Annotated in this window: 23 protein-coding genes; 9 read left to right on the forward strand and 14 right to left on the reverse strand. The window is 64.4% G+C overall.

Translation table 11 applies throughout. The features are described 5' to 3' along the window. Positions 1-26: 26 nt before the first annotated feature. From yidD to BG023_RS15145, 4 genes are all read right to left on the reverse strand, one after another. Positions 27-236 carry a membrane protein insertion efficiency factor YidD gene (yidD, locus tag BG023_RS14295; RefSeq protein ID WP_083234449.1) on the reverse strand — a complete coding sequence of 70 codons (210 nt, stop codon included), beginning with the start codon at positions 234-236 and terminating at the stop codon, positions 27-29. Beyond that, a complete protein-coding gene (gene rnpA / locus BG023_RS00090; RefSeq protein ID WP_233993028.1) occupies positions 233-610 on the reverse strand; it encodes a ribonuclease P protein component in 378 nt (125 codons plus the stop codon). The genes yidD and rnpA overlap by 4 nt, the downstream gene beginning before the upstream one ends. A 127-nt stretch (positions 611-737) precedes the next feature. Continuing rightward, the gene (rpmH, locus tag BG023_RS00095; protein WP_026092078.1) at positions 738-872 is read right to left on the reverse strand and encodes a 50S ribosomal protein L34; all 135 of its coding nucleotides are present in this window, start codon (positions 870-872) and stop codon (positions 738-740) included. A gap of 93 nt (positions 873-965) precedes the next feature. Next, entirely contained in the window at positions 966-1,961 is a 996-nt protein-coding gene (locus BG023_RS15145) for a hypothetical protein (RefSeq protein ID WP_069308641.1), read from the reverse strand. A gap of 137 nt (positions 1,962-2,098) precedes the next feature. On the opposite strand from BG023_RS15145, the gene BG023_RS00105 reads away from it, so the two are divergent. Further along, a complete protein-coding gene (locus BG023_RS00105) occupies positions 2,099-3,589 on the forward strand; it encodes a YifB family Mg chelatase-like AAA ATPase (RefSeq protein ID WP_069308642.1) in 1,491 nt (496 codons plus the stop codon). A 49-nt stretch (positions 3,590-3,638) separates the two neighbouring features. Continuing rightward, positions 3,639-4,463 carry a hypothetical protein gene (locus tag BG023_RS00110; RefSeq protein ID WP_233993029.1) on the forward strand — a complete coding sequence of 275 codons (825 nt, stop codon included), beginning with the start codon at positions 3,639-3,641 and terminating at the stop codon, positions 4,461-4,463. Here BG023_RS00110 and recQ read toward each other — a convergent pair. Further along, entirely contained in the window at positions 4,453-6,249 is a 1,797-nt protein-coding gene (recQ, locus tag BG023_RS00115; protein ID WP_069308644.1) for a DNA helicase RecQ, read from the reverse strand. The genes BG023_RS00110 and recQ overlap by 11 nt on opposite strands. A gap of 61 nt (positions 6,250-6,310) precedes the next feature. Beyond that, a complete protein-coding gene (locus tag BG023_RS00120) occupies positions 6,311-6,865 on the reverse strand; it encodes a winged helix-turn-helix transcriptional regulator (RefSeq protein WP_069308645.1) in 555 nt (184 codons plus the stop codon). Positions 6,866-7,074: 209 nt separating this feature from the next. Here BG023_RS00120 and BG023_RS00125 point away from each other — a divergent pair, with 209 nt between their 5' ends. Beyond that, on the forward strand, positions 7,075-7,419 hold the full coding sequence (locus tag BG023_RS00125; RefSeq protein ID WP_069308646.1) for a CC_3452 family protein: 345 nt from the start codon (positions 7,075-7,077) through the stop codon (positions 7,417-7,419). Positions 7,420-7,535: 116 nt separating this feature from the next. Here BG023_RS00125 and BG023_RS00130 read toward each other — a convergent pair whose 3' ends face one another. The 3 genes from BG023_RS00130 to galE all read right to left on the reverse strand — a co-directional run bounded on the left by BG023_RS00130 (position 7,536) and on the right by galE (position 9,484). Further along, on the reverse strand, positions 7,536-8,138 hold the full coding sequence (locus BG023_RS00130) for an HAD-IA family hydrolase (RefSeq protein ID WP_069308647.1): 603 nt from the start codon (positions 8,136-8,138) through the stop codon (positions 7,536-7,538). 89 nt (positions 8,139-8,227) lie between these two features. Next, on the reverse strand, positions 8,228-8,353 hold the full coding sequence (gene ykgO, locus BG023_RS00135) for a type B 50S ribosomal protein L36 (protein WP_017666014.1): 126 nt from the start codon (positions 8,351-8,353) through the stop codon (positions 8,228-8,230). A gap of 105 nt (positions 8,354-8,458) precedes the next feature. After that, entirely contained in the window at positions 8,459-9,484 is a 1,026-nt protein-coding gene (gene galE / locus BG023_RS00140) for a UDP-glucose 4-epimerase GalE (RefSeq protein WP_069308648.1), read from the reverse strand. 120 nt (positions 9,485-9,604) lie between these two features. Between galE and BG023_RS00145 the strand changes: the two genes are divergently transcribed. Further along, positions 9,605-10,240 carry a DUF4136 domain-containing protein gene (locus tag BG023_RS00145; RefSeq protein ID WP_069308649.1) on the forward strand — a complete coding sequence of 212 codons (636 nt, stop codon included), beginning with the start codon at positions 9,605-9,607 and terminating at the stop codon, positions 10,238-10,240. After that, a complete protein-coding gene (locus BG023_RS00150) occupies positions 10,237-11,376 on the forward strand; it encodes a M14 family metallopeptidase (protein WP_069308650.1) in 1,140 nt (379 codons plus the stop codon). Before BG023_RS00145 ends, BG023_RS00150 begins: the two co-directional genes overlap by 4 nt. Here the strand turns inward: BG023_RS00150 and BG023_RS00155 are convergent. The 3 genes from BG023_RS00155 to BG023_RS00165 are packed head-to-tail and all read right to left on the reverse strand — an operon-like array spanning position 11,373 to position 13,077. Next, complete coding sequence (locus BG023_RS00155) at positions 11,373-11,810, reverse strand: cytidine deaminase (protein WP_069308651.1); 438 nt, start codon at positions 11,808-11,810, stop codon at positions 11,373-11,375. The two genes, BG023_RS00150 and BG023_RS00155, sit on opposite strands and share 4 nt — an antisense overlap. Further along, the gene (locus BG023_RS00160; RefSeq protein WP_069308652.1) at positions 11,807-12,541 is read right to left on the reverse strand and encodes a glycoside hydrolase family 25 protein; all 735 of its coding nucleotides are present in this window, start codon (positions 12,539-12,541) and stop codon (positions 11,807-11,809) included. Before BG023_RS00160 ends, BG023_RS00155 begins: the two co-directional genes overlap by 4 nt. Positions 12,542-12,543: 2 nt before the next feature. Next, positions 12,544-13,077, reverse strand: coding sequence for a UPF0262 family protein (locus BG023_RS00165; protein WP_233993030.1), 534 nt, complete (start codon positions 13,075-13,077; stop codon positions 12,544-12,546). A gap of 136 nt (positions 13,078-13,213) precedes the next feature. Between BG023_RS00165 and BG023_RS00170 the strand changes: the two genes are divergently transcribed. Then, positions 13,214-14,728 carry a replicative DNA helicase gene (locus BG023_RS00170; RefSeq protein ID WP_069308653.1) on the forward strand — a complete coding sequence of 505 codons (1,515 nt, stop codon included), beginning with the start codon at positions 13,214-13,216 and terminating at the stop codon, positions 14,726-14,728. Positions 14,729-14,736: 8 nt separating this feature from the next. On the opposite strand, the gene BG023_RS00175 is transcribed toward BG023_RS00170, so the two are convergent. Together BG023_RS00175 and BG023_RS00180 are read right to left on the reverse strand one after the other, a co-directional pair. After that, positions 14,737-15,933: a phospholipase D-like domain-containing protein gene (locus BG023_RS00175; RefSeq protein WP_069308654.1), complete on the reverse strand. Its 1,197-nt coding sequence runs from the start codon at positions 15,931-15,933 to the stop codon at positions 14,737-14,739. A 76-nt stretch (positions 15,934-16,009) separates the two neighbouring features. Beyond that, complete coding sequence (locus BG023_RS00180) at positions 16,010-17,209, reverse strand: hypothetical protein (protein WP_150122746.1); 1,200 nt, start codon at positions 17,207-17,209, stop codon at positions 16,010-16,012. Between the two features lie 205 nt (positions 17,210-17,414). Between BG023_RS00180 and rpoZ the strand changes: the two genes are divergently transcribed. From rpoZ to BG023_RS00195, 3 genes are all read left to right on the forward strand, one after another. Then, positions 17,415-17,759 (forward strand): DNA-directed RNA polymerase subunit omega, encoded by a 345-nt coding sequence (gene rpoZ / locus BG023_RS00185; RefSeq protein WP_069308656.1) that lies wholly within the window; start codon positions 17,415-17,417, stop codon positions 17,757-17,759. 174 nt (positions 17,760-17,933) lie between these two features. Then, positions 17,934-18,665 (forward strand): ParA family protein, encoded by a 732-nt coding sequence (locus tag BG023_RS00190; protein WP_069308657.1) that lies wholly within the window; start codon positions 17,934-17,936, stop codon positions 18,663-18,665. 80 nt (positions 18,666-18,745) lie between these two features. Beyond that, positions 18,746-19,798 carry a DUF3667 domain-containing protein gene (locus tag BG023_RS00195; RefSeq protein WP_069308658.1) on the forward strand — a complete coding sequence of 351 codons (1,053 nt, stop codon included), beginning with the start codon at positions 18,746-18,748 and terminating at the stop codon, positions 19,796-19,798. The last annotated feature ends 128 nt before the right edge of the window (positions 19,799-19,926 follow it).

The following is a 19,926-nucleotide window of genomic DNA, read 5'->3' on the forward strand; positions in this document are numbered from 1 at the left end:
GGGTTAAGGCAGTGCGATTTCCACCCCTAGGGTACCGGATCATGTCCGTGACCACCCCAAGGGTGGCAGCGCATTAGCCGCTTAGCCGCCATCCATCCACCCTTAAGCGCGCCGTACTTGCCGATCGCTTCGATCGCATACTGGCTGCATGATGGAGAATATCGGCAAGAGGGTGGCAGGATGCGGGAAGGCCCGATTTGCCAGCCGCGCGCGATGAGAATGAGGATCTGCTTCATGGGCGGCGATTTCCGCGCCTCGGCCGCCGCCCGCCGGATGGATCACCCTTGCCTTCCCGGGCACGCGCAAGCGCAAGGCTGAGCTCGTCCGCCATCAGATGAAAGTCGCGCTCCACGCCGCCGGCACGACCGATCAGCACGTGATCGTGATCGGGCAACCCTTGCTCCGGCAGCGCTGCGCGAAGCAGCTCGCGGAAACGGCGCTTCATGCGGTTGCGGACAACCGCATTGCCGATCTTCTTGGTGACGGTGATCCCGTAGCGGATGCCTTGCCCGCCGTTCGGGCGGGTCAGCAGCACGAAACCGCTCCGCGCATTGCGCGTGCCGGAATTGGCCGCCAGAAAATCAGCGCGCTTGGTCAGAACCGAAAGCATGAGGGGCTCCATACGCAAAACGGGCTCCCGAGGGGAGCCCGCAAGCGCGAACGCGCGCCCGCAGCGACGCGGCCTTCAGGCCGCGCGAGCGAGGAAATCGCACCCGCGGAGGCGGGCGCGCAAAGAATTACGCGCAGAGCTTCTTGCGGCCGCGAGCACGACGGGCGCGCAGCACCTTCTGGCCACCGGGGGTCGCCTTGCGCGCGAAGAAGCCGTGGCGACGGGCACGCACGAGATTGCTGGGTTGGAAGGTCCGCTTCATATCATCCTCGAAAAATAACCGGTCGAGCGACACGCTTGTCCGCGCACACACCAACCGAGGCCGCCACACACGACCGGGAACAGGGACGCGCCGTTATGGGAAAGCGCTCCATGAGTCAAGCAAGGCCGCAATCGGCAGGCGCGGCGCGGCGAACGCCAGCTGCGCCGAACCGGGGCGCAGCGGCACGGGGAGACGCTGGCTGGCATGGTGCGCCTGCACCACCTTGTCGCGCGGCATCAGCTGGCGCATCGCGGGCGCACGCGGCCGGGCCGATGCTCCGGATGCGATCCAGCGCGCCATGTCGCTGCCGTTGAGCCACAGCGCGCCAGCGTGCGGCACCGAATTGGTCATCGCATAAAAGGCGCGCGCTTCCTCGGCGCTCATGCCCATCTCGGCATAGTAATCGAGGTAAAGCCGATTTTCAGGCGCATCGGGCGCGAAATCGTCAGGCTCACGCCCGATCTCGTCGCGCCACGAATGCACGGCGAACAGCGCGCCAGGATCCATCGTCCGGCGGGTGCCGGCGAGAAACAGCTCGACCGCACCCGAACGCGCCGAACCGCCATCGGGGACATGGGTGGCAAGGCCCGCCTTGCGGATTGCGCGGCCCAGCGCGAGGTTGGCAAGGTCATTGCTGGTCCCCGGCGCATCGGCGAACTCGATCACTTCGAGGCCTGGATAGGCTGCCAGCATCGCCGCAAAGGCGCCCGGTGACGCGGCGTCGGTCGATGCAACCAGCGCAGCGCGGCGCCTATCGAGCACCCGGAACGGGCCAAATTGCGCCACCCCCTGAACCGCACGCGGGGGCCGGGCGATCAGCCGCGTCGGCTCGGCCCGGACGGTTTGCGTGACGATGATGCCGCCCGCCTGGGCCAGCGTGGTCGTAGCGATAGGCTCGTAGGCCAGCGGCACAAAGTCGGCAGGGCTATCTTCGACCCGCACCCATCGCTGGCTCGCCGGATCCCATTCCTCGACCCAACTGGTGCTCGCCACCACCCGCGCGCCGCCATAACCCGCTTGCGCCAGTGCCGCGCCGGCAGGCAGCAGCAACGCAAAGGCGGCAAGGAACAGGGCGATGGCGCGGGACATGGCGCGACAATCGCCCCGGCACGCCTGCCAAACTGCCAAGATTTATGCTTTAGAAAGCCCTTCGCAATCGCGCCAAGGCGCTCGACAAGTCTCTCTTAACTCTGCACAAACGGGTCTTGGGCGAGCAGGGGTAGCAGATGGTCGCGCTGGTAAGGACGGTTGCCTATCTCGGGCTGGAGGCGCGCGCGGTCGAAGTGCAGTGTCAGGTTGCGCCTGGCCTGCCGCGCTTCTCGGTGGTCGGTCTGCCTGACAAGGCGGTGAGCGAAAGCCGCGAACGGGTGCAGGCAGCGCTGTCGGCGATGGGTCTTGCGCTCCCGCCCAAGCGGATCACCATCAACTTGTCTCCGGCCGATCTGCCCAAGGACGGATCGCATTACGACCTGCCGATCGCGCTCGCGCTGCTTGCTGCAATGGGCGTGACCGACGCCGAACAACTGGGCGACTGGATCGCGGTCGGAGAGCTCGCGCTTGATGGCCGGGTGGTCGCCAGCCCGGGGGTCCTGATTACCGCGCTTCATGCCAGCGCGCTCGGCGCAGGCCTGATCTGCCCCGCCGAGCAAGGCCCCGAAGCGCGCTGGGCAAGCGGGGTGCCGGTGCTCGCCCCGCGCGATCTCACTGCGCTCCTCGCCCATCTCAAGGGCTCGCTGGTCCTCGACGAACCGCCGCGCGGACAGGTCGCTGATGGCACGGGCGGCAATGATCTCAAGCAGGTCAAAGGGCAGGAAACCGCCAAGCGCGCGCTCGAAATCGCAGCGGCGGGCGGGCACAATCTGCTGATGGTCGGCCCGCCGGGATCAGGCAAGAGCCTGCTCGCCTCCTGCTTGCCGGGCATCCTCCCCGAACTGACCCCCGCAGAGGCGCTCGAGGTCTCGATGGTGCAATCGGTGGCCGGCACATTGGAAGGCGGACGGATCAGCCGCGCCCGTCCGTTCCGCGCGCCGCACCATTCGGCGAGCATGGCGGCGCTCACCGGCGGCGGCTTGAAGGTGCGCCCCGGCGAAGTGAGCCTCGCGCATCTGGGCGTCCTGTTCCTCGACGAATTGCCCGAGTTCCAGCGCCCCGTACTCGATTCGCTACGCCAGCCGCTTGAGACAGGGCAGGTCGATGTCGCGCGTGCCAACGCTCACGTCACTTTCCCAGCTCGAGTGCAGCTGGTCGCGGCGATGAACCCGTGCCGCTGCGGCTATGCCGGGGACGCTGCCCGCAACTGCAACCGCTACCCGCGCTGCGTCGGCGATTATCAGGCGCGGCTTTCCGGCCCGCTGCTCGACCGGATTGATCTCCATGTTCATGTCGCGGCCGTGAGCGCAGTGGACATGGCGCTCCCCCCGCCTACCGAGGGCAGTGCCGAGGTCGCGCGGAGAGTGGCAGCGGCGCGCAGCCGCCAGACCGCAAGGGGCGTGCGCTCCAACGCCGAGTTGGAGGGTGAACGGCTCGAACAATACGCCACCCCCGATGAGGCAGGCAGAAAGCTGTTGCTGCAAGCGGCCGAGAAACTGCGGCTGTCGGCGCGCGGCTACACCCGGATGCTGCGGGTCGGTCGCACCATCGCCGATCTCGCAGGAGCCGAAACCATAGGCCGCGCCCATATTGCCGAAGCGCTATCCTATCGCCTGACGAGCGGCTAAGGAGCCCGCAGCGGCCACCCCCTCTCGCAACCGGCCGACCAAGGGCGCAGTGGCAACTCCGGACGATCCTTCAGCATTGGCGGCCGATCAGCCGCGCGGACTGGCGAGGCTGTGGAGCGACGCCAGGCGGCGCAAGGCATTAAGCCTCACGATCGCTCTCGCGATTGAAGTGCTGCTGCTTCTGTTGCTTTTGACCTTGGGCGCACAAATTGCCGGAGATGAAGACGGCGAGGAGACCGTTACGGCATTCGAGGCGACCGAGTTCGCCGCCCCGCCCGAACCGGAACCTGACCCCGCGACCGACGCACCGCCCGAAACCAGCGAAGCCGTAACGCAAGAGCAGCCGCTGACCCAGCCGGATCCGCCGCGCCCCTCGCCGCTCAACCTCAATCCCCAGCCAGCACCCGCTCCGCCTCCTGCGCCGCCTGCACAGCAACCTGATCCCAAGCCCAGTGCCTCACCCAAGATCGCAGCGAGGATCAATCCGGGGCGCAGCTATGGCCCGGTCGATACCGGCAACCCGCGCACTGGAGGCGATAGCCAGCGGGTTGGCACCATGCCCAATGGGGAGCCGCTCTATGCCGCGCGCTGGTATCGCGAGCCGACCGATCAGGAGCTGTCTGGTTACCTATCGACCGCGAACGGCCCCGGCTCGGCGCTGATCGCCTGCCGGACGGTGGTCGATTATTATGTCGAAGATTGCCAATTGCTGGGTGAAAGCCCGCAAGGCTCACAGATGGGGCGCGCGGTGATGGCGGCCGCGTGGCAGTTCCGGGTGCGCCCGGCGCGAATCGGCGGGCGCGAGCAGTTCGGTAGCTGGGTGCGGATCCGGATCGACTATTCCATCCGGCGGACGCCTGCTCCTACCCCCTGAGGTGCTCGCGCACCACTGCGATGAAGTCGGGGCCCCAGGTCTCGAGCTTCTTGGCCCCAACGCCTGAAATGGTCCCCAGTTCGGCGAGCGTTTCGGGGCATTGATGCGCCATGTCGCGCAGCACCGAATCATGGAAGATGACATAGGCGGGGATGCCGTGCTCGCTGGCGAGATCCTTGCGTTTGGCCCTGAGCGCCTCGAACAGCGGGTTGCCGACCGGATTGGGCGCATCGTTTGCGCCGCCTCGGACGCGGCGGCCGCGACGCTGGCGCACCGGCGGTTCGGCCATCATCACCCCAGCCTCACCCTTAAGCACCGCACGCGCCTCGGGACCGAGCATCAACCCGCCGTGTTCGGTCGCCGCCAGCATTCCCCTTGCCACCAATGTGCGCGCCAGTGGGCGCAGCATCGGGGCCTCTTCGCTGCCGACAATGCCGAATACCGACAGCTTGTCATGCGCGCGCGATTCGACGCGATCATCGCTCTGCCCCGTGAGCACCTTCTCGATATGGCCAAGGCCAAAGCTCTGTCCGGTGCGGTAGACCGCCGAGAGAAGTTTGCGTGCCAGCTCGCTCGCATCAACAACCTGCGGCGGGTTCTCGCAATTGTCGCAGTTCCCGCAGGTGGCAGGCGGCTGCTCGCCGAAATATCTTAGCAGCACCGCACGACGGCAATCCGGGGTCTCGACCAGCCCGGCGAGCGCATTGAGGCGGGCCTGCTCCGCTGCCAACCGTTCGGGTTCGACTTCGGCGAGCCACTGCCGCGCGCGGGCAAAATCGCTCACGCCCCACAAGAGATGCGCTTCGGCAGGATCGCCATCGCGGCCGGCGCGACCAGTTTCCTGGTAGTAAGCCTCGATCGACTTAGGCAGGCCGGCGTGGATGACAAAGCGCACATCCGGTTTGTCGATCCCCATGCCGAACGCGATCGTGGCGACCATCACCATATCTTCGGAAGCGACGAATTCCGCCTGCACCGATGCGCGCCGTTCCGGATCAAGGCCCGCGTGGTAGTAACCCGCCCGCCGTCCACTGCGGGCGATATGATCGGCGAGATCCTCGGCCTGCTTGCGGCTCGGCGCATAGACGATCCCTGCGCCGTCCAACCGCTGGAGCAGTTCGGCGATTTGACGCGGTCCGCTGTCGCGCGGGGTAATGGTGTAACGGATGTTCGGCCGGTCGAACCCGGCGATGATCAAGCCGTCCTCGGCAATGCCTAGCTGACGCAGAATGTCGGCTCGGGTCGCCGGATCGGCAGTCGCGGTCAGGGCAAGCCGCGGAACGTCCGGGAAGCGATCGAGCACTGGCTTCAAAGCGCGATAATCCGGCCGGAAGTCGTGCCCCCACTCGGACACGCAATGCGCCTCGTCAATCGCGAACAGCGCGATCTCGGCGCGTTCGAGCAAGTTCTGGAAACCGACGGTCGAAGCACGCTCGGGCGCCACATACAGCAGATCAAGCGCGCCTGCTCGGAAAGCTTCAGCGGTGGCGGCATTGTCACTGTCGGCCGAGGTCATCGAGGCGGCGCGAATACCCGCCGCTGTGGCCGAGCGGATCTGGTCGTGCATCAGTGCGATCAGCGGAGAGATGACGATCGCGGTTCCGGGCCGTGCCAGCGCGGGGATTTGGTAGCACAGGCTCTTGCCCGCGCCCGTCGGCATCAGCGCAAGCGTGTGAGCCCCGCGCATGATGCGCCCGATCACCGCTTCCTGTTGTCCACGGAAGTCCTGATAGCCGAAGGTGCGACGCAGGATTTCGTGCAGGTCAGGGGCAAGCGGGGCGTGCATCGCGCCGCCCTAACCGATTGCCCCGGCAGAAGGCACCCATGCAGGCGCCGCTATCGACGGATTATCGGGCCGAAGCCTTTTTGACCGCGTCGAGATCAACCACGTCGCCCTTCCCAAGTCCGGCACCGGGCGAGGCGATGCTTCCGTCGGCGCGACGTCCGAGGTTTTCAGGCCGCGTCAGCCACAGATCTTGCGGGCCGAGAATGCGACCATCATGGGCGAGGATCGAAACCGGACCGATCGGCAAACGGTCACGCTCGTCAACCAGGACGGGGTCCTCCACCACCTGCTCATTGCCATACTTCTGACCCCACTGGCGCAGCGCAACCATCGCAGGGAGCAGATCGAAGCCCTTTTCGGTAAGGCGGTACTCGATCTTGCGACGGTCATCAGCGCAGGGTTCGCGCTTCAAGATGCCGTGCTCAACCAGCTTGGCGAGACGATTCGAGAGAATGTTGCGCGCAATTCCGAGCTCGCTCAGGAATTCCTCGAAGTGCTTGAGACCATTGAAACTCGCACGCAGAATCATAAACGACCAGCGCTCACCCATGACCTCGAGCGCCTGCGGCAAGCCGCATTCGATCAGATCCTTCAGCGGTTCTCTCAACTCACCCATTCGCACTTCCCTTCCCCTGATGGGGTCATTTGTAACCGCTTTTGCGCGCCGTCACAAAAAATTTCAGTTTTCAGTTGCAACTCGCAACGTAGTTCGTTAGGTGGCGAATAGCAACTGGTTTCGAATCGAAATGTTGCGGTGCAAGATACGATGACAGAGGCCACCGGGCACCCAGCCCGACCGATAACGAAAAGCAAAGGACACATCCGATGATCAACACCCTCTCCCTCCCCCGCACCAGCAAGCTGGCCGTTCTTGCCACCGCGCTGCTCTACACCGGCGCGACCTTTGGTGTGGCCACTTCGACCGCACCGGCCAATGCCTCAGGCAACGCCTATTACACCGCGACCTTGACCACTCCGGCAAGCGAAGCCCGCACCGTCGCCGGCGGCGTCGCATGGACCTGCGAAGGCACCACCTGCGTCGCCAACAAGGCGAGTGCACGTCCACTGCGCATCTGCCGCGGCCTCAACCGCAAGTTTGGCGAAGTCGCTACCTTCAAGGTGCTGGGCCAAGCCATCGAGGCCGAAGAACTGGCCAAGTGCAACGGCTGATAAAGCCGCACGACATGTGAAGTGCCTCTCTGCCGGGCACCTCTCCAGTCCGGCAGAGCTCCATAACCCCCGGCGCGCGCTTTCCCCAGAGCCGCAGGCCGGGGGTTTTTTGGCGGCTAGAGCAGCCCTGCGTCCACCAAGGCTGCCTCAAGGCTGGCGGCATCGGTAAACAGGTGCGCGTTCCAGCCGCGGGCGCGCGCGGCGGCGATGTTGGCGGCATTGTCATCGGTGAAAAACAGCGCGTCACCGGAGCGTCCGCTGCGGGACTCGACGATCTCGTAAATGCGCGCGTCGGGCTTGGCGACCTTCTCGACACCCGACACGATAATGTCCTCGAAATGGTCGAACACCGGCTGCGTCGGCCGGAACGCGGCAAAGAATTCGTCGCCGAAATTGGTCAGGCAGAACAGCGGCACGCCGGCGGCTGCCAGCCGCTCGACCAACTCATGCGAACCTTCGACTGGCCCCGGCACGGTTTCGTTGAAGCGCGTCGCATAGGCCCGGATATGCGCCTCGTACTGCGGGAAGAGCGCGATCCGTTCTGGCACCATGTCGGCCAGCGCGCGGCCGCGATCATGTTCGAAATGCCATTCCTCGGTCACAACGTTGGCGAGGAACCATTCGAGTTCGCCCTGATCATCGATCAGCTTTTCGAACAGCGCGCCCAACTGCCAGTGGAACAGCACCCGCCCGATATCGAACACCACGGCCTTTTGCATCGAAGCCCCCAAAAGCCTGCGGCCCGCGCTCCGGTGAGGAGGCGGGCCGCTGAAAACCTGAGCTGCCGAAACCAGGCAGCCGCGCCGAATTAGCCCTGACGAGCCTTGAAGCGACGGTCGGTCTTGTTGATCACGTAGGTGCGGCCGCGACGACGGATCACGCGGTTATCGCGGTGACGGCCCTTCAGCGACTTGAGGCTGTTGACGATCTTCATGGCTCTTACGCTTTCAAAATACAAAAGCGCGCCGGAATGCCCCCGACGCGCGGAAATCGATGGGTGCCGTTAGCGACACCGGCCCGCCGCGTCAATGCGACTCTGTCATGCCGGCGCGCGCAAATCGGCGAGTTTACGCTCCCACGTCAGCGCGTGGGCGATGATCGTGTCGAGATCGGCGTGATTTGGCTCCCATCCCAGCGCTTGCCGGAGCCGCGAGGGATCGGAAATCAGCGAATCGGGATCGCCCGCCCTGCGCCCCTCGATCCGGCGGACGAGCTTGCGATTCGTCACCCGATCGACCGCGTCGAGCACTTCATTGACCGAGAAGCCCCGGCCATAGCCGCAGTTCATCGTCAGCGAACGCACCGGATCGGCAATCAGCGCTTCCAGCGTAAGCACATGCGCCGCCGCCAGATCGCTGACATGGATGTAGTCGCGCACCCCGGTGCCATCAGGCGTCGCATAATCGGTGCCGAACACGCTCACCGATTCGCGCAGACCCAGCGCCGCCTCGACCCCGACCTTGATGAGATGCGTCGCACCTGCGGTCGATTGCCCGCTGCGCGCAAGCGGATCGGCCCCGGCGACATTGAAATAACGCAAGACGCCGAAATTCAGCGGATGCGCGGCGGCAACATCGGCCAGCATCCGCTCGGTCATCAGCTTCGACCAGCCATAAGGGTTGATCGGACGCTGCAGCGTATCCTCGTTGACCGCGGCGACATCGGGGATGCCATAGACCGCAGCGGTCGAGGAGAAGATGAAATGCGGCACACCTGCCGCGACCGCAGCTGCAATCAGCGCGCGGCTTTTGGCGGTGTTGTTGTGATAGTACTTGAGCGGATCGGCGACACTTTCGGGAACGATGATGGACCCTGCAAAGTGCATGATCGCCCCGTGGCCGCTCCCCATGCCCTGCTCGGCAAAGATAAGCGCCAACAGATCGGAATCGGCAATGTCGCCTTCGTAAAACGCGACGCCATCGGGGACGGCGAAACGGAACCCGGTTGAAAGATTGTCGATCACGGCGACGGGCCAGCCGGCGTCCTTGAGCGCCAGCACGGCATGGCTGCCGATATAGCCGGCACCGCCGGTCACGAGCACGGGAGGTTTGCTGTGCGAAGTCATTGTGCCAGCCCTTAGCACTCCGATTGCTTAGAAATCGTCAACCTTATGCAAGGCAAAGCGGACTCTGTGCACAGCCGCCTCCCCGCCATATAAGCGGTTGGCCACGAAAGGAACACCGCCATGCTGTCCGCTCGCCTGCTTGCTCCCGTCACTCTCGCCGCCGGTGCGCTCGCGCTGTCTGCCTGCGCCACGACGCCCTACACCGGCCCGGTCGAGATCACCCGCTTTGTCGCGCAGAACCCTGCAGGGCTCGGGCAGGGGCCGATCATCGTCTATTTCCCCGACGAGATGTCGAATGAGGCGGCACGGACGGCGTTCAAGTCCGCCATCGAAGCCGAGCTAGCCAAGCTCGGCTACACCATCGCGCAGCAAGAGGGGCCAGACATTCAGGTGGCCGTGGTGCGCACCACCCGCACGCCGATCGCCGCGATCGAGGAGCGCCGCAGTCCGGTCAGCGTCGGAGTCGGCGGGCAGACCGGCAGCTTCGGATCGGGGCTCGGGATGGGGATCGGGATCAACCTTGGCGGCGGGCGCGAAGGCCCCAGCGCCATGACCCAGCTCGAAGTGCGGATCACCAAGGCTGACCAGACCACCTTGTGGGAAGGCCGCGCGCAGATGGCGACCGGGGTCAAGTCGCCCTATTCGCAAGTGAATACCAGCGCCCGCACGCTGGCGGCCGGGTTGTTCAAGGACTTCCCCGGTGGCAATGGCGAGACCGTGACGATCGACGCCAAGAAGCTGCAAGGATCCAAATGACCTCTCTTTTCATCGATGCCGGTTTTGACAGCGGCAATATCGAGGTGCTCGAGATCGATGGGCGCACCGCGCGCCTTGCGATCCGGCGCGACAACGAATCCGAGTTCTTCCAGTGGTTCCACTTCCGCGTTGTCGCCAGCGCGGGCGAGGACATCGTGCTCAAGATCACCGGCCTCGGCGCCAGCGCCTATCCCGATGGCTGGCCGGGCTATGACGCCTGTGTTTCTGAAGACCGCGCCTACTGGATGCGCGCGGCGAGCAGCTTCGACAAGGACGAGGACGGTGGGACGCTGACGATCCGCTATCTGCCCGCGACCGACGTGACCTGGGTCGCTTATTTCGCGCCCTATTCGATGGAACGGCACCACGATCTCATCGCCGAGGCCGCAGCAAGCGAAGGGGTCGATTACCTCCGCCTCGGCACCACGCTGGATGGTCAGCCGATCGATTGTCTCGAGCTGGGTGAAGGCACGACACAGGTATGGCTCTATGCCCGCCAACATCCGGGCGAGACCCAGGCCGAATGGTGGATGGAAGGCGCGATCGAGTGCCTGACCGATCCCGCCGATCCGGTGGCGCGGGCGCTGCGCAAGCAGTGCCGGATCCACATTGTGCCGAATTGCAATCCAGACGGTTCGCGGCGCGGGCATTTGCGGACCAATGCGGTTGGTGTGAACCTCAACCGCGAATGGGCCGAACCCACCTCGGAGCGCTCGCCTGAAGTGCTGGCGATCCGCAACCGCATGGATCAAACCGGTGTCGACTTCGCGATGGACGTCCACGCGGACGAGGCGATCCCGGCGGTGTTCCTTGCCGGGTTCGAGGGTATTCCGTCGTGGAAGGACGAACAGGGCGAAGGCTTCTACCGCTACCAACGCATCCTCGACCGTCGCACCCCCGATTTCCAGACCAAGCTTGGCTACCCCAAGGCGCGTCCCGGCACGGCCAATCTCTCCATGAGCACCAACCAGCTCGCGGAGCGCTTCGGCGCAGTCGCGATGACGCTGGAGATGCCCTACAAGGATCTGGCCGATTTCCCGGAGCCCGAACAAGGCTGGTCACCCGAGCGCTGCAAGCTGCTGGGCCGCGACTGCATGGCCGCTTTGGTCGAATGGCTGGAAGGGCGCGACGCCTAGGCGAGATGTCCGGGACCGAAGGCGTGCGGCAACAGCGCGGATAGCGTAACGCGCCGCACGTCGTCCCCCAGCCCCTTGCCCCCAACGCACAGCACCAGCGGATCGGTGCCGCCCAGCGCTGCAACTTCATTCAAAACCTGACGGCAACGGCCGCAGGGGGTGATCGGCTCGGCATCAGCCTTGAGGCCCACGACCGCCACAGCCCGCAAACCGCCGCGCCGCCCCTCGCTCAAGGCTTTCGCCACCGCGACCGTTTCGGCGCACAGCGCGAGGCCGTAGCTCGCGTTCTCGACATTGCAGCCAGTGATTACCGCGCCATCATCGAACAGCAGCGCCGCGCCGACGGGATAGTCAGAATAGGGGGCATAGGCCTGCTCGGCAGCCGCGAAGGCGGCGGCGATCAGCGCCCGTTCCTGCGCCGCATCGAGGCTCATTTCTGCACCACCACCCATTCGATCGGCTCCTCACTCGTCTCGGTCACCAGCTGGCTGTTTGCGCTCCATAGCAGCCACGGGCGGCCCGCATAATCCGGCCGAGCGCGGTCACGCATCAGCCAAAGATCGCGCGCAATCGCGGTCGCGGTCTTGTGCCGGTCCTGAAACGCCGGAGCGAGCCGCAGGATCACCGGTTTGCCCGCATGGGTTTCGACCTGGTTGATCAGCGTCATCAGCTCGCTTTCGACCGCCGCATCGCTGACCTTGGGCTCGCACCCGTCGGCCAGCCGCGTGAGCCCGATTGCGGGCGGCAGCAGATCGGGATCGCGCGGCACCATCTGGGCGAACACGCCGCTCTGGACATCGGCCGGCGCGCAAGGGTCGAAAACGAGCAGCACACCGACCTTCAACCCGGCCTCGCGCGCGAGGCCATAGCGCTCGGCAAAGCTCACCCCGCCATGCGTCGCCAACCCATCGACCAGCGGCAGGTAGACGAACTTCGCGCCGATCGCCTTGAGCGTGACGAACTTGATGTCGGCGCCGTTCGCCGGAACCAGCGCGCCCTGATCAGGGTAACGCCCTTCGTCCGGGCGCCACGAGCGCATGTCCCACCACAGCCACGCGGCAAAGGCGATCCCGATGAGCACAACGAAAGCCGCCAGACGCAGGAACCAGCGGTTCGAGGCACGGCGCGAGGATTTGCGCGCGGCTGGCTTGCGGGTGCGCGGCACGTTCAGCCCTTGATGTGGAGAACGCAGATCAGCGTGAACAGTCGGCGCGCGGTGGCGAAATCGGTATCGACCTTGCCCTCGAGGCGTTCGAGCAGCAGCTCGGCCGCGCCATTGTGGATGCCGCGCCGGGCCATGTCGATCGTCTCGATCTCGGCCGGAGTCGCCTTGCGGATCGCCTGATAGTAGCTGTCGCAGATCGCGAAATATTCGCGGATCGGACGGCGGAAGCGGGCCATGCCAATCAAAAGCGTTTCCAGCAGCTGCCCGCCGGTATCGCTGATATCCATCACCAGCCGCCCGTCATTGACCGACAGATGCAGGTGATAGGGTCCAGACGCCCCGCGCTCGACCGAGCGCAGCGGCTTGAAGGCATTTTCCTCGATCAGATCGTAGATCGCGACCCGCCGTTCCTGCTCGACATCGGCATTGCGCCAAAGGATTGTCGCTTCATCAAGCGTAACCTGGGCAATACGATACCCGCCCGCTGCGTCGGCAGCAGGGGAAAGAGGCAGGGAATCGGGCGGCTGATCGGCCATAAGCCCTGCCTTCGCAGATGCGAGGGGCGAACTTCAAGCACTTCGATCAACTCTCCCCGCTATCCACAGCCGGGAAAATAAATATTGGCGCCCAACGCCCTTGCGCCGCAGGGCCAGTCAAGCGCATCAGGCGGCCATGAACGAACCCGCCAAGATCACGAGAATCAACGATACCGACCCCGATGTCGCGGCACGCAAACTGCCGTTCAATCTCGAGGCGGAGGCGGCGTTTCTTGGCGCGGTGCTGATCGACAACCGTGTGATCGAGGAATTGCCCGTGCCGATCCGGCCCGAGCACTTCTTCGAAGGGCTTCACGCCCGCATCTATGACCGTGTGCTGGTCATGATCGAGCGCAACACCACCGCCTCGCCGGTCACGCTGCGCCCGTTCTTCGAAGCGGACGAGGCACTCAAGGAACTGGGCGGCACATCCTACCTCGCGCAACTGACCGCGAGCGGCGCGGGCCTGCTTGCACCGCGCGAACTGGCGCAACAGATCTATGATCTGGCGTTACTGCGCGAGCTGGTGAGCGTCGGACGCGGGCTGGTCGAAGGTGCGCTCGACACCTCGGAAGACACCTCGCCGATGGATCGCATCGCGCAGGCCGAGGCCGATCTGTTCCGGGTTGCCGAAGGGGCCGCCACGGGCCGTGAGGCGGCAACCTTCCGTGAAGCCGCGCTGACCGCGATCCGCATGGCCGAAGCCGCGATGAATTCGGGTGGCGGGCTTTCCGGCAAGACCACCGGTCTGACCACGATCGACCAGAAAACGTCGGGCCTGCACAATTCCGACCTCATCATCCTCGCCGGACGCCCCGGCATGGGCAAGACCTCGCTTGCCACCAACATCGCCTTCAACTGCGCCGAAAAGCATCTCGAATGGCAGCGCGACGGAGGCGAGTTCAACTATGGTGCGCCGGTCGCCTTCTTCAGCCTCGAAATGAGCGCCGACCAGCTCGCCACCCGCATTCTCGCCGAACAAGCCGAAATTTCGTCAGAAGCGCTGCGGAGCGGGAAACTCAGCCGCGAGGATTTTCAGAAGCTGTCCTATGCCAGCCAGCGCCTTGCCGAACTGCCGCTGTATATCGACGACACCCCCGCGCTCACGATCTCTGCGCTGCGCACCCGCGCACGGCGGATGAAACGGCGCCACGATATCGGTCTCATCATCGTCGACTACCTTCAGCTGCTCCAGGGCTCGGGCCGGGCCAACGACAACCGCGTGAACGAAATCTCCGAGATCAGCCGCGGCCTCAAGACGCTGGCGAAGGAATTGCAGGTCCCCGTGATTGCGCTCTCGCAGCTCAGCCGCGCGGTCGAAAGCCGCGAGGACAAGCGCCCGCAGCTTTCCGATCTCAGAGAATCCGGCTCGATCGAGCAGGACGCCGACATGGTGTGGTTCATCTTCCGCGGCGATTACTACCACCTGCTCGTCAAGCCCGACACGCCCGACGGCAGCTCGGCGCCCGACGTGCAGGAGAAGTACCGCACGTGGGAGGAGAAGTACGAACAGATGGTGGGCAAGGCGACGCTGATCGTTGCCAAGCAGCGCCACGGTTCAACCGGCAACGTACCGCTCCACTTCCAGAGCGACATCACCAAGTTCACCTCGCCCAACTTCAAGGACTATTCGGACTGGGGTCACGAATAGGCGGCCTGTCACCCCGTTCCGAGCTGACTTACTCGGTAATCGGCAAGGCTCATCCAATAGGCCATCCGCCAACGCATCCGCGCGAGCAAAGTCGCCTCGCGAGCATACCATTCTCGGGTCACCGGAACGCTCGCTGCCTGCATCTGGTCGATCAGGTCGCGCAACTGCGCGGCGAGTGACGCGTCCTCGATCCGCAGCATAAGCTCGACGTTGATCCGCAGGCTGCGCTTGTCGAGATTGGCGCTACCAACATAGCTCGTATCGTCGACAACCAGCAGTTTCATGTGGAGCTTGCAGGGTTGGAACTCGAAAATCCGCACGCCCGCGCCAAGCAGCCTACGGTAGAGTAGCCGCGCCATATCGATCGCCGCGGCGATGTCGGACTTGCCGGGCATGATCATCCGCACGCTACCGCGCCGCGCCACTTGCGCGACCTGGCGGCGCAGACTGCGCGGCGGGGAAAAATAGGCAGAAACCGTATCAAGCCGGCGGGCCTTGGCGAGATCCTGCCGGAACACCCATGCCCAATGCCCCTGCCTGACCAGCGGCCCGCCCACCAGCAACCGCACCGGCCCATCCCCGCCATCCCAGGTACGCACGATATCGCGCAGCCGGCGCAGTTGAACGGTCCGGCCAGCTGCTTCGCCTTCGACCCAGCCATCCAGCAAGCCGAACCAGCGATTGAACTGCTGGACGACAGGGCCCTCGATAATCACCGAAAGATCGCACCAGCCGTTTTTCTCCGGAGGATTGAAATAGTGATCGGAGACATTTGCCCCGCCGGTCATCACGCGCTGCCCGTCGGCGATCACGAACTTCTGGTGATTGCGGATAAAGTAGCGCCGTCCGAACCACGGCGAGAACACGGCAAAGCTGCCACCGGCGGCGGTCAGAGGTTCGAAAAAGGCGCGCCCGGCATCATTGCCGAAATCATCGACGATAAGATGCACGTGCACCCCGCGCGCCGCTGCCGCAACCAAGGCATCGCGTACCGCCGTGCCCGACCCGTCACTATCGAACAGATAGTAGAACACTTCGAGCCGCTGCCGCGCGCCGCCGATGAGGTCGAGCAGCGCCACAAGCCGGTCTGCGCCGCCGGGAAAGAAGGTGAAGCTGTGCCCCTGCGCCTCGATCGCGAACGTTGGCGGGTCGCGGTAGCTGACGGTGCCGTCGGGAACGGAATCGGGAGACGATGCGGCGGCCATGCCATCATCCTAGCCCTAATGGGGGAGGTGGCGATAGGGCCAAGGCCGCGATATCACTGGCAGCACTTCGCCTTCATCAGCGCGGCTCGGATGCGCCGCCACGGGCGGCATCTTCTAAAGCGTAATACCGCGACGACTGGCGATCGACCTTCAGGCCAGTGGTGAACTGGCCATCCTTCAGCAGAGCGAGCAGCCCCTGCGCCGTCAGCGCGCCGCGCAGCGTGTATCGGTCAAGCTTTGCGCCGTGGCGCTTGGCGGCCTCTGTCATCGGGTAGGACAGCAAGTCCTGCCGACCCACAAGCGTCTCGGTGCCGCGCACCAGAATATCGCTCAGTGACCATGCGCCATCGCTTTGCGACAGAATGCCTAGCGAAAGGAATTGCCGCTCCCGGTTGTCATACTTCCAGAAGTCGAACCGCACCGCGAGGTACTGTTTGTCCACCCCTTCCAGAGGCAGAAAGCCCAAGGACTGCGGCCTGTGGTTCGTGTCCTCGACCTCCATGGCACGGAGCTCAAAACGGCCGTCGGGCTGGCGGATAAAACGCACCCCATAAGGGCGAGCGCCGAGGCCTTCGAAGGTGGTTTCGAGATAGCTCTCGCCAAGACCGGGAGGCGCGACCCATTGCGCCCCCGGAAGATCCGGCTGTTCGATCTCCAGAGTCAAGGACAGATCACCCGCAGGAAAGAGCTCCTCGCGTTCCTCGGGAGCGGGCGGAGCGGGCAGGAACAACTCGCCCGACACCACCTCCAGTGTCGCCAGAAAGTCGGGATCGGCGAACAGGGAGGGGATCGACCTGCCGTGAATCTTGCCCTCGATGCTGGTTTCTTCGGGATCGCTCGCATTGATGGTCAATTCGTAGCGATCGGCGATTGTCTGCATCCAGGCGAGATTGGGACCAGCAAAGACATCGTCATCCACCGCCGCGATGCCGTAGTCCTGCCAGGCTCCGAAATCCCGATGCTCCATGAATCCGTAGAGCACCGAAGTTTCATTGTTATCGAGGATTTTCAGATAAACGCCAGGAAGGGAGGTGGCAGTGAGACGGAATGTCCCGCTGCCGGATTTGCCGGCAGCATCGCCGATCATACTCCCTTCGCCGTGCCGCCTGAATTCGATCAACTGCGGCGAACCGGCACCATCGTCCCGTGAGACGATCCAGTAGCGACCGGGTAGCCCGGGTGGTTGGGACAGGAGTTCGGCAGCAATCTCGGGGCGCTCACTGGTCCAGCAACCGGAAAGCAAGAGTGCGAGCAAACAGGAGATCAGACGATGCATGACTCACCTTTGCTGTTGGGTGCGGCGACCTTTCAGACGGAGGGGCACGATGCACATGCCCTTCACCAACGGCCACATCATTGACCTGCATCAACGCAAGGCGTGGCGACGCGCAGGCCGGCAACCCCGTTTTCCTTGACTTCGAGGGCCCGCATGCCTAGCTGCGCGCTTCCCGACTTTCCGCGATTCTGAGAAAAGGCCGCCCATGGCACGCGTTACCGTTGAAGATTGCGTCGACAAGGTTCCCAACCGGTTCGACCTCGTCCTGCTCGCCGCGCAGCGCGCGCGCGAAATATCGGGTGGTAGCGAACTGACCATCGACCGCGATCGCGACAAGAACCCGGTCGTCGCGCTGCGCGAGATCGCCGAACAGACCATTACCCCGCGCGATCTGCACGAAGCGGTGGTGGTGAGCCTGCAGAAGATCCTGCCTGACGACGAAGACGAGGCTGATGAAATCGGCTCGCTCAGCCAATCGGCTGAAGCGCTGCGGATCACCGCCTCGGCGCCGGCCCGCACCTCGTCGCTGGGCGGCGATTACGACGGCTGACACGCGTCAGGCACTGCCTGAACACGAACAGGGCCGCCCCACCGGGCGGCCTTTTTCATTTCCGCTTGCATGACAGCTTTCTGACCCCGTCAGGCCCGCGCTTGTCTTTGTGCCTTGCCGCCCTCACCCTGCACGCTGTAATCAAATGGTCACACGGGCAGCGGGCACAGCAGCATGGCATCGATCGCGGTCTACAGCGTCAAAGGCGGGGTCGGAAAGACGACGCTGGCGGCCAATCTGGCGTGGTGTTCGGCCACGATCTCGCGCCGCAAGACGCTGTTGTGGGATCTGGATGCGGCCAATGGTTCGGGCTTTCTCCTCGGCGTTGATCCGAAGAAGAAACGCGCTGCAGACAGTGTCTTTGCAGAAGGCGGCGATCCGACGCGCCTGATCCAGCCGACCGCGTACCCCAATCTCGATCTGCTGCCCGCCGATGAGAGCATTCGCACACTCGACCGGACGCTCGACCGGCTTGGCAAGAAGAAGCGCATCGCCAAACTGACCGAGGTGCTGGGCAAGAGCTATGATCGCATCATTTTCGATTGCCCGCCAGTGCTCAACGAGTTGAGTGCGCAAGTCATTCGCGCAGCCGATGTGATCCTTGTCCCCCTGCCGCCCTCGCCGCTGTCGGCGCGTGCCTTTGCCGTTGTGGTCGAAGAGGTGCGCGGACATGGCAAAGGGCATCCCCCGATCCTGCCGATCCTGTCGATGATCGACCTGCGCCGTTCGCTCCACCGCGAGGCGCGCGAGGCCAATCCGAACTGGCCCGTGATCCCCTTGGCCAGCGCCGTCGAACAATGCGCGGTCGAGCGCAAGCCGGTGGGGGCCTTTGCCCCGCGATCCCCGGCGGCCCGTGCGATCGCCCAGCTGTGGACCGCCATCGAACGCAAACTCGCCAGCCGGTGATGCGGGGCAATTAGCCACTTTTGCCGCCCCGAAGATTGCGCCTATAGCGCGACTTACTCAGAGCCGGAGGGGCGCGGGCGATGAACGGAATTGGTGAAGGGATCGGCACGGCAATCGAGGGCGGCCTGCTCGGACGGGCTGTAGAGCCGGACGCGGGGCCTGTTGGCGATCATGGCCACACCCATGTGACCTGCGCCAACTGCGGTACCGGCTTTACCGGCAACTTCTGCCCCAACTGCGGGCAGAAGGCCCATCTCCATCGCAGCCTGGCGGCCATCGGTCATGACATCATGCACGGCGTGCTTCATCTCGATGGCAAGCTATGGGCGACATTGCCGGTGCTGACGTTCAAGCCGGGGGAACTCACGCGCCGCTACATCGCTGGGGAGCGTGCCAAGTTCGTCAGCCCGATGGCGATGTTCCTGTTCACGGTCTTTGCGATGTTCGCGGTGTTCCAGATGGTCGGCATCTCGGCACCGACCGACTTGCCTTCTGGCATGTTCGGAACGGAAAGCGCCAGTCCGTTCCAGGCCGAAGTGCGCCAGCAGATCAACGCGCTCGAGAAGGAACGCGCGGACCTTCCCGCTGCGAGCCCGAGGCGCAAGGAGATCGATAACGAGCTCAAGGGACTGAACCTTGTGCTCGACAAGAACATGTCTGGCCCGGGCGCATTGGACGATGTCAGCTTCAGCACGACTGGCATCACATGGCTCGACGAGGGGATCATCGCCAAGTGGAAGAAGAACCCGAGCCTGATGCTCTACAAGCTGCAGGCCAACGGCTACAAATTCAGCTGGTTGCTGATCCCGCTCTCGCTGCCGTTCCTGTGGGCGATGTTCCTCTGGCGGCGGCAGTTCAAGGCCTATGATCACGCGATCTTCGTGACCTATTCGCTCAGCTTCATGTCGCTGCTGTTCATCGTGATGTCGATCATGTCGACCATTCCGGGCGGCGGCGGATGGGCATTTCTGCTGTTTGCGATCGGCGCTCCGCTTCACCTCTATAAGCAGCTGCGCCATGCCTATGGGCTGTCGCGCTACTCGGCATTCTGGCGGTTCTGCGTGCTGCTGGTGTGCATCCAGATCGTGCTGATGCTGTTCGTCCAGTCGTTGCTGGTACTGGGCGCGTTCTAGGCTTGAGAACACTTTCCGGCCATTCTGACCCACCCTGACGGAGCCGATTTGGGCGCAGTGCAAGGCGAGAGGAGCGAGCGATGCAGCGCATCGTGAGCGACGATCAACGTAGCCATGCGCCCAAATCG

This window comes from Porphyrobacter sp. LM 6 (assembly GCF_001720465.1).
In the GTDB taxonomy this organism is placed as follows: Bacteria; Pseudomonadota; Alphaproteobacteria; order Sphingomonadales; family Sphingomonadaceae; genus Erythrobacter.

Bases quoted from the DNA above. Each gene is read 5' to 3' on its own strand.
- rpoZ (WP_069308656.1), top strand. From the start codon at position 17,415: ATGGCACGCGTTACCGTTGAAGATTGCGTCGACAAGGTTCCCAACCGG.
- BG023_RS00145 (WP_069308649.1), top strand. From the start codon at position 9,605: ATGCTGTCCGCTCGCCTGCTTGCTCCCGTCACTCTCGCCGCCGGTGCG.
- BG023_RS00105 (WP_069308642.1), top strand. From the start codon at position 2,099: ATGGTCGCGCTGGTAAGGACGGTTGCCTATCTCGGGCTGGAGGCGCGC.
- BG023_RS15145 (WP_069308641.1), bottom strand. From the start codon at position 1,961: ATGTCCCGCGCCATCGCCCTGTTCCTTGCCGCCTTTGCGTTGCTGCTG.
- rpmH (WP_026092078.1), bottom strand. From the start codon at position 872: ATGAAGCGGACCTTCCAACCCAGCAATCTCGTGCGTGCCCGTCGCCAC.
- recQ (WP_069308644.1), bottom strand. From the start codon at position 6,249: ATGCACGCCCCGCTTGCCCCTGACCTGCACGAAATCCTGCGTCGCACC.
- BG023_RS00175 (WP_069308654.1), bottom strand. From the start codon at position 15,933: ATGGCCGCCGCATCGTCTCCCGATTCCGTTCCCGACGGCACCGTCAGC.
- BG023_RS00195 (WP_069308658.1), top strand. From the start codon at position 18,746: ATGAACGGAATTGGTGAAGGGATCGGCACGGCAATCGAGGGCGGCCTG.
- BG023_RS00165 (WP_233993030.1), bottom strand. From the start codon at position 13,077: ATGGCCGATCAGCCGCCCGATTCCCTGCCTCTTTCCCCTGCTGCCGAC.
- BG023_RS00120 (WP_069308645.1), bottom strand. From the start codon at position 6,865: ATGGGTGAGTTGAGAGAACCGCTGAAGGATCTGATCGAATGCGGCTTG.
- BG023_RS00155 (WP_069308651.1), bottom strand. From the start codon at position 11,810: ATGAGCCTCGATGCGGCGCAGGAACGGGCGCTGATCGCCGCCGCCTTC.
- yidD (WP_083234449.1), bottom strand. From the start codon at position 236: ATGAAGCAGATCCTCATTCTCATCGCGCGCGGCTGGCAAATCGGGCCT.
- BG023_RS00150 (WP_069308650.1), top strand. From the start codon at position 10,237: ATGACCTCTCTTTTCATCGATGCCGGTTTTGACAGCGGCAATATCGAG.
- BG023_RS00180 (WP_150122746.1), bottom strand. From the start codon at position 17,209: ATGCATCGTCTGATCTCCTGTTTGCTCGCACTCTTGCTTTCCGGTTGC.
- BG023_RS00190 (WP_069308657.1), top strand. From the start codon at position 17,934: ATGGCATCGATCGCGGTCTACAGCGTCAAAGGCGGGGTCGGAAAGACG.
- ykgO (WP_017666014.1), bottom strand. From the start codon at position 8,353: ATGAAGATCGTCAACAGCCTCAAGTCGCTGAAGGGCCGTCACCGCGAT.
- BG023_RS00170 (WP_069308653.1), top strand. From the start codon at position 13,214: ATGAACGAACCCGCCAAGATCACGAGAATCAACGATACCGACCCCGAT.
- rnpA (WP_233993028.1), bottom strand. From the start codon at position 610: ATGCTTTCGGTTCTGACCAAGCGCGCTGATTTTCTGGCGGCCAATTCC.
- BG023_RS00125 (WP_069308646.1), top strand. From the start codon at position 7,075: ATGATCAACACCCTCTCCCTCCCCCGCACCAGCAAGCTGGCCGTTCTT.
- galE (WP_069308648.1), bottom strand. From the start codon at position 9,484: ATGACTTCGCACAGCAAACCTCCCGTGCTCGTGACCGGCGGTGCCGGC.
- BG023_RS00130 (WP_069308647.1), bottom strand. From the start codon at position 8,138: ATGCAAAAGGCCGTGGTGTTCGATATCGGGCGGGTGCTGTTCCACTGG.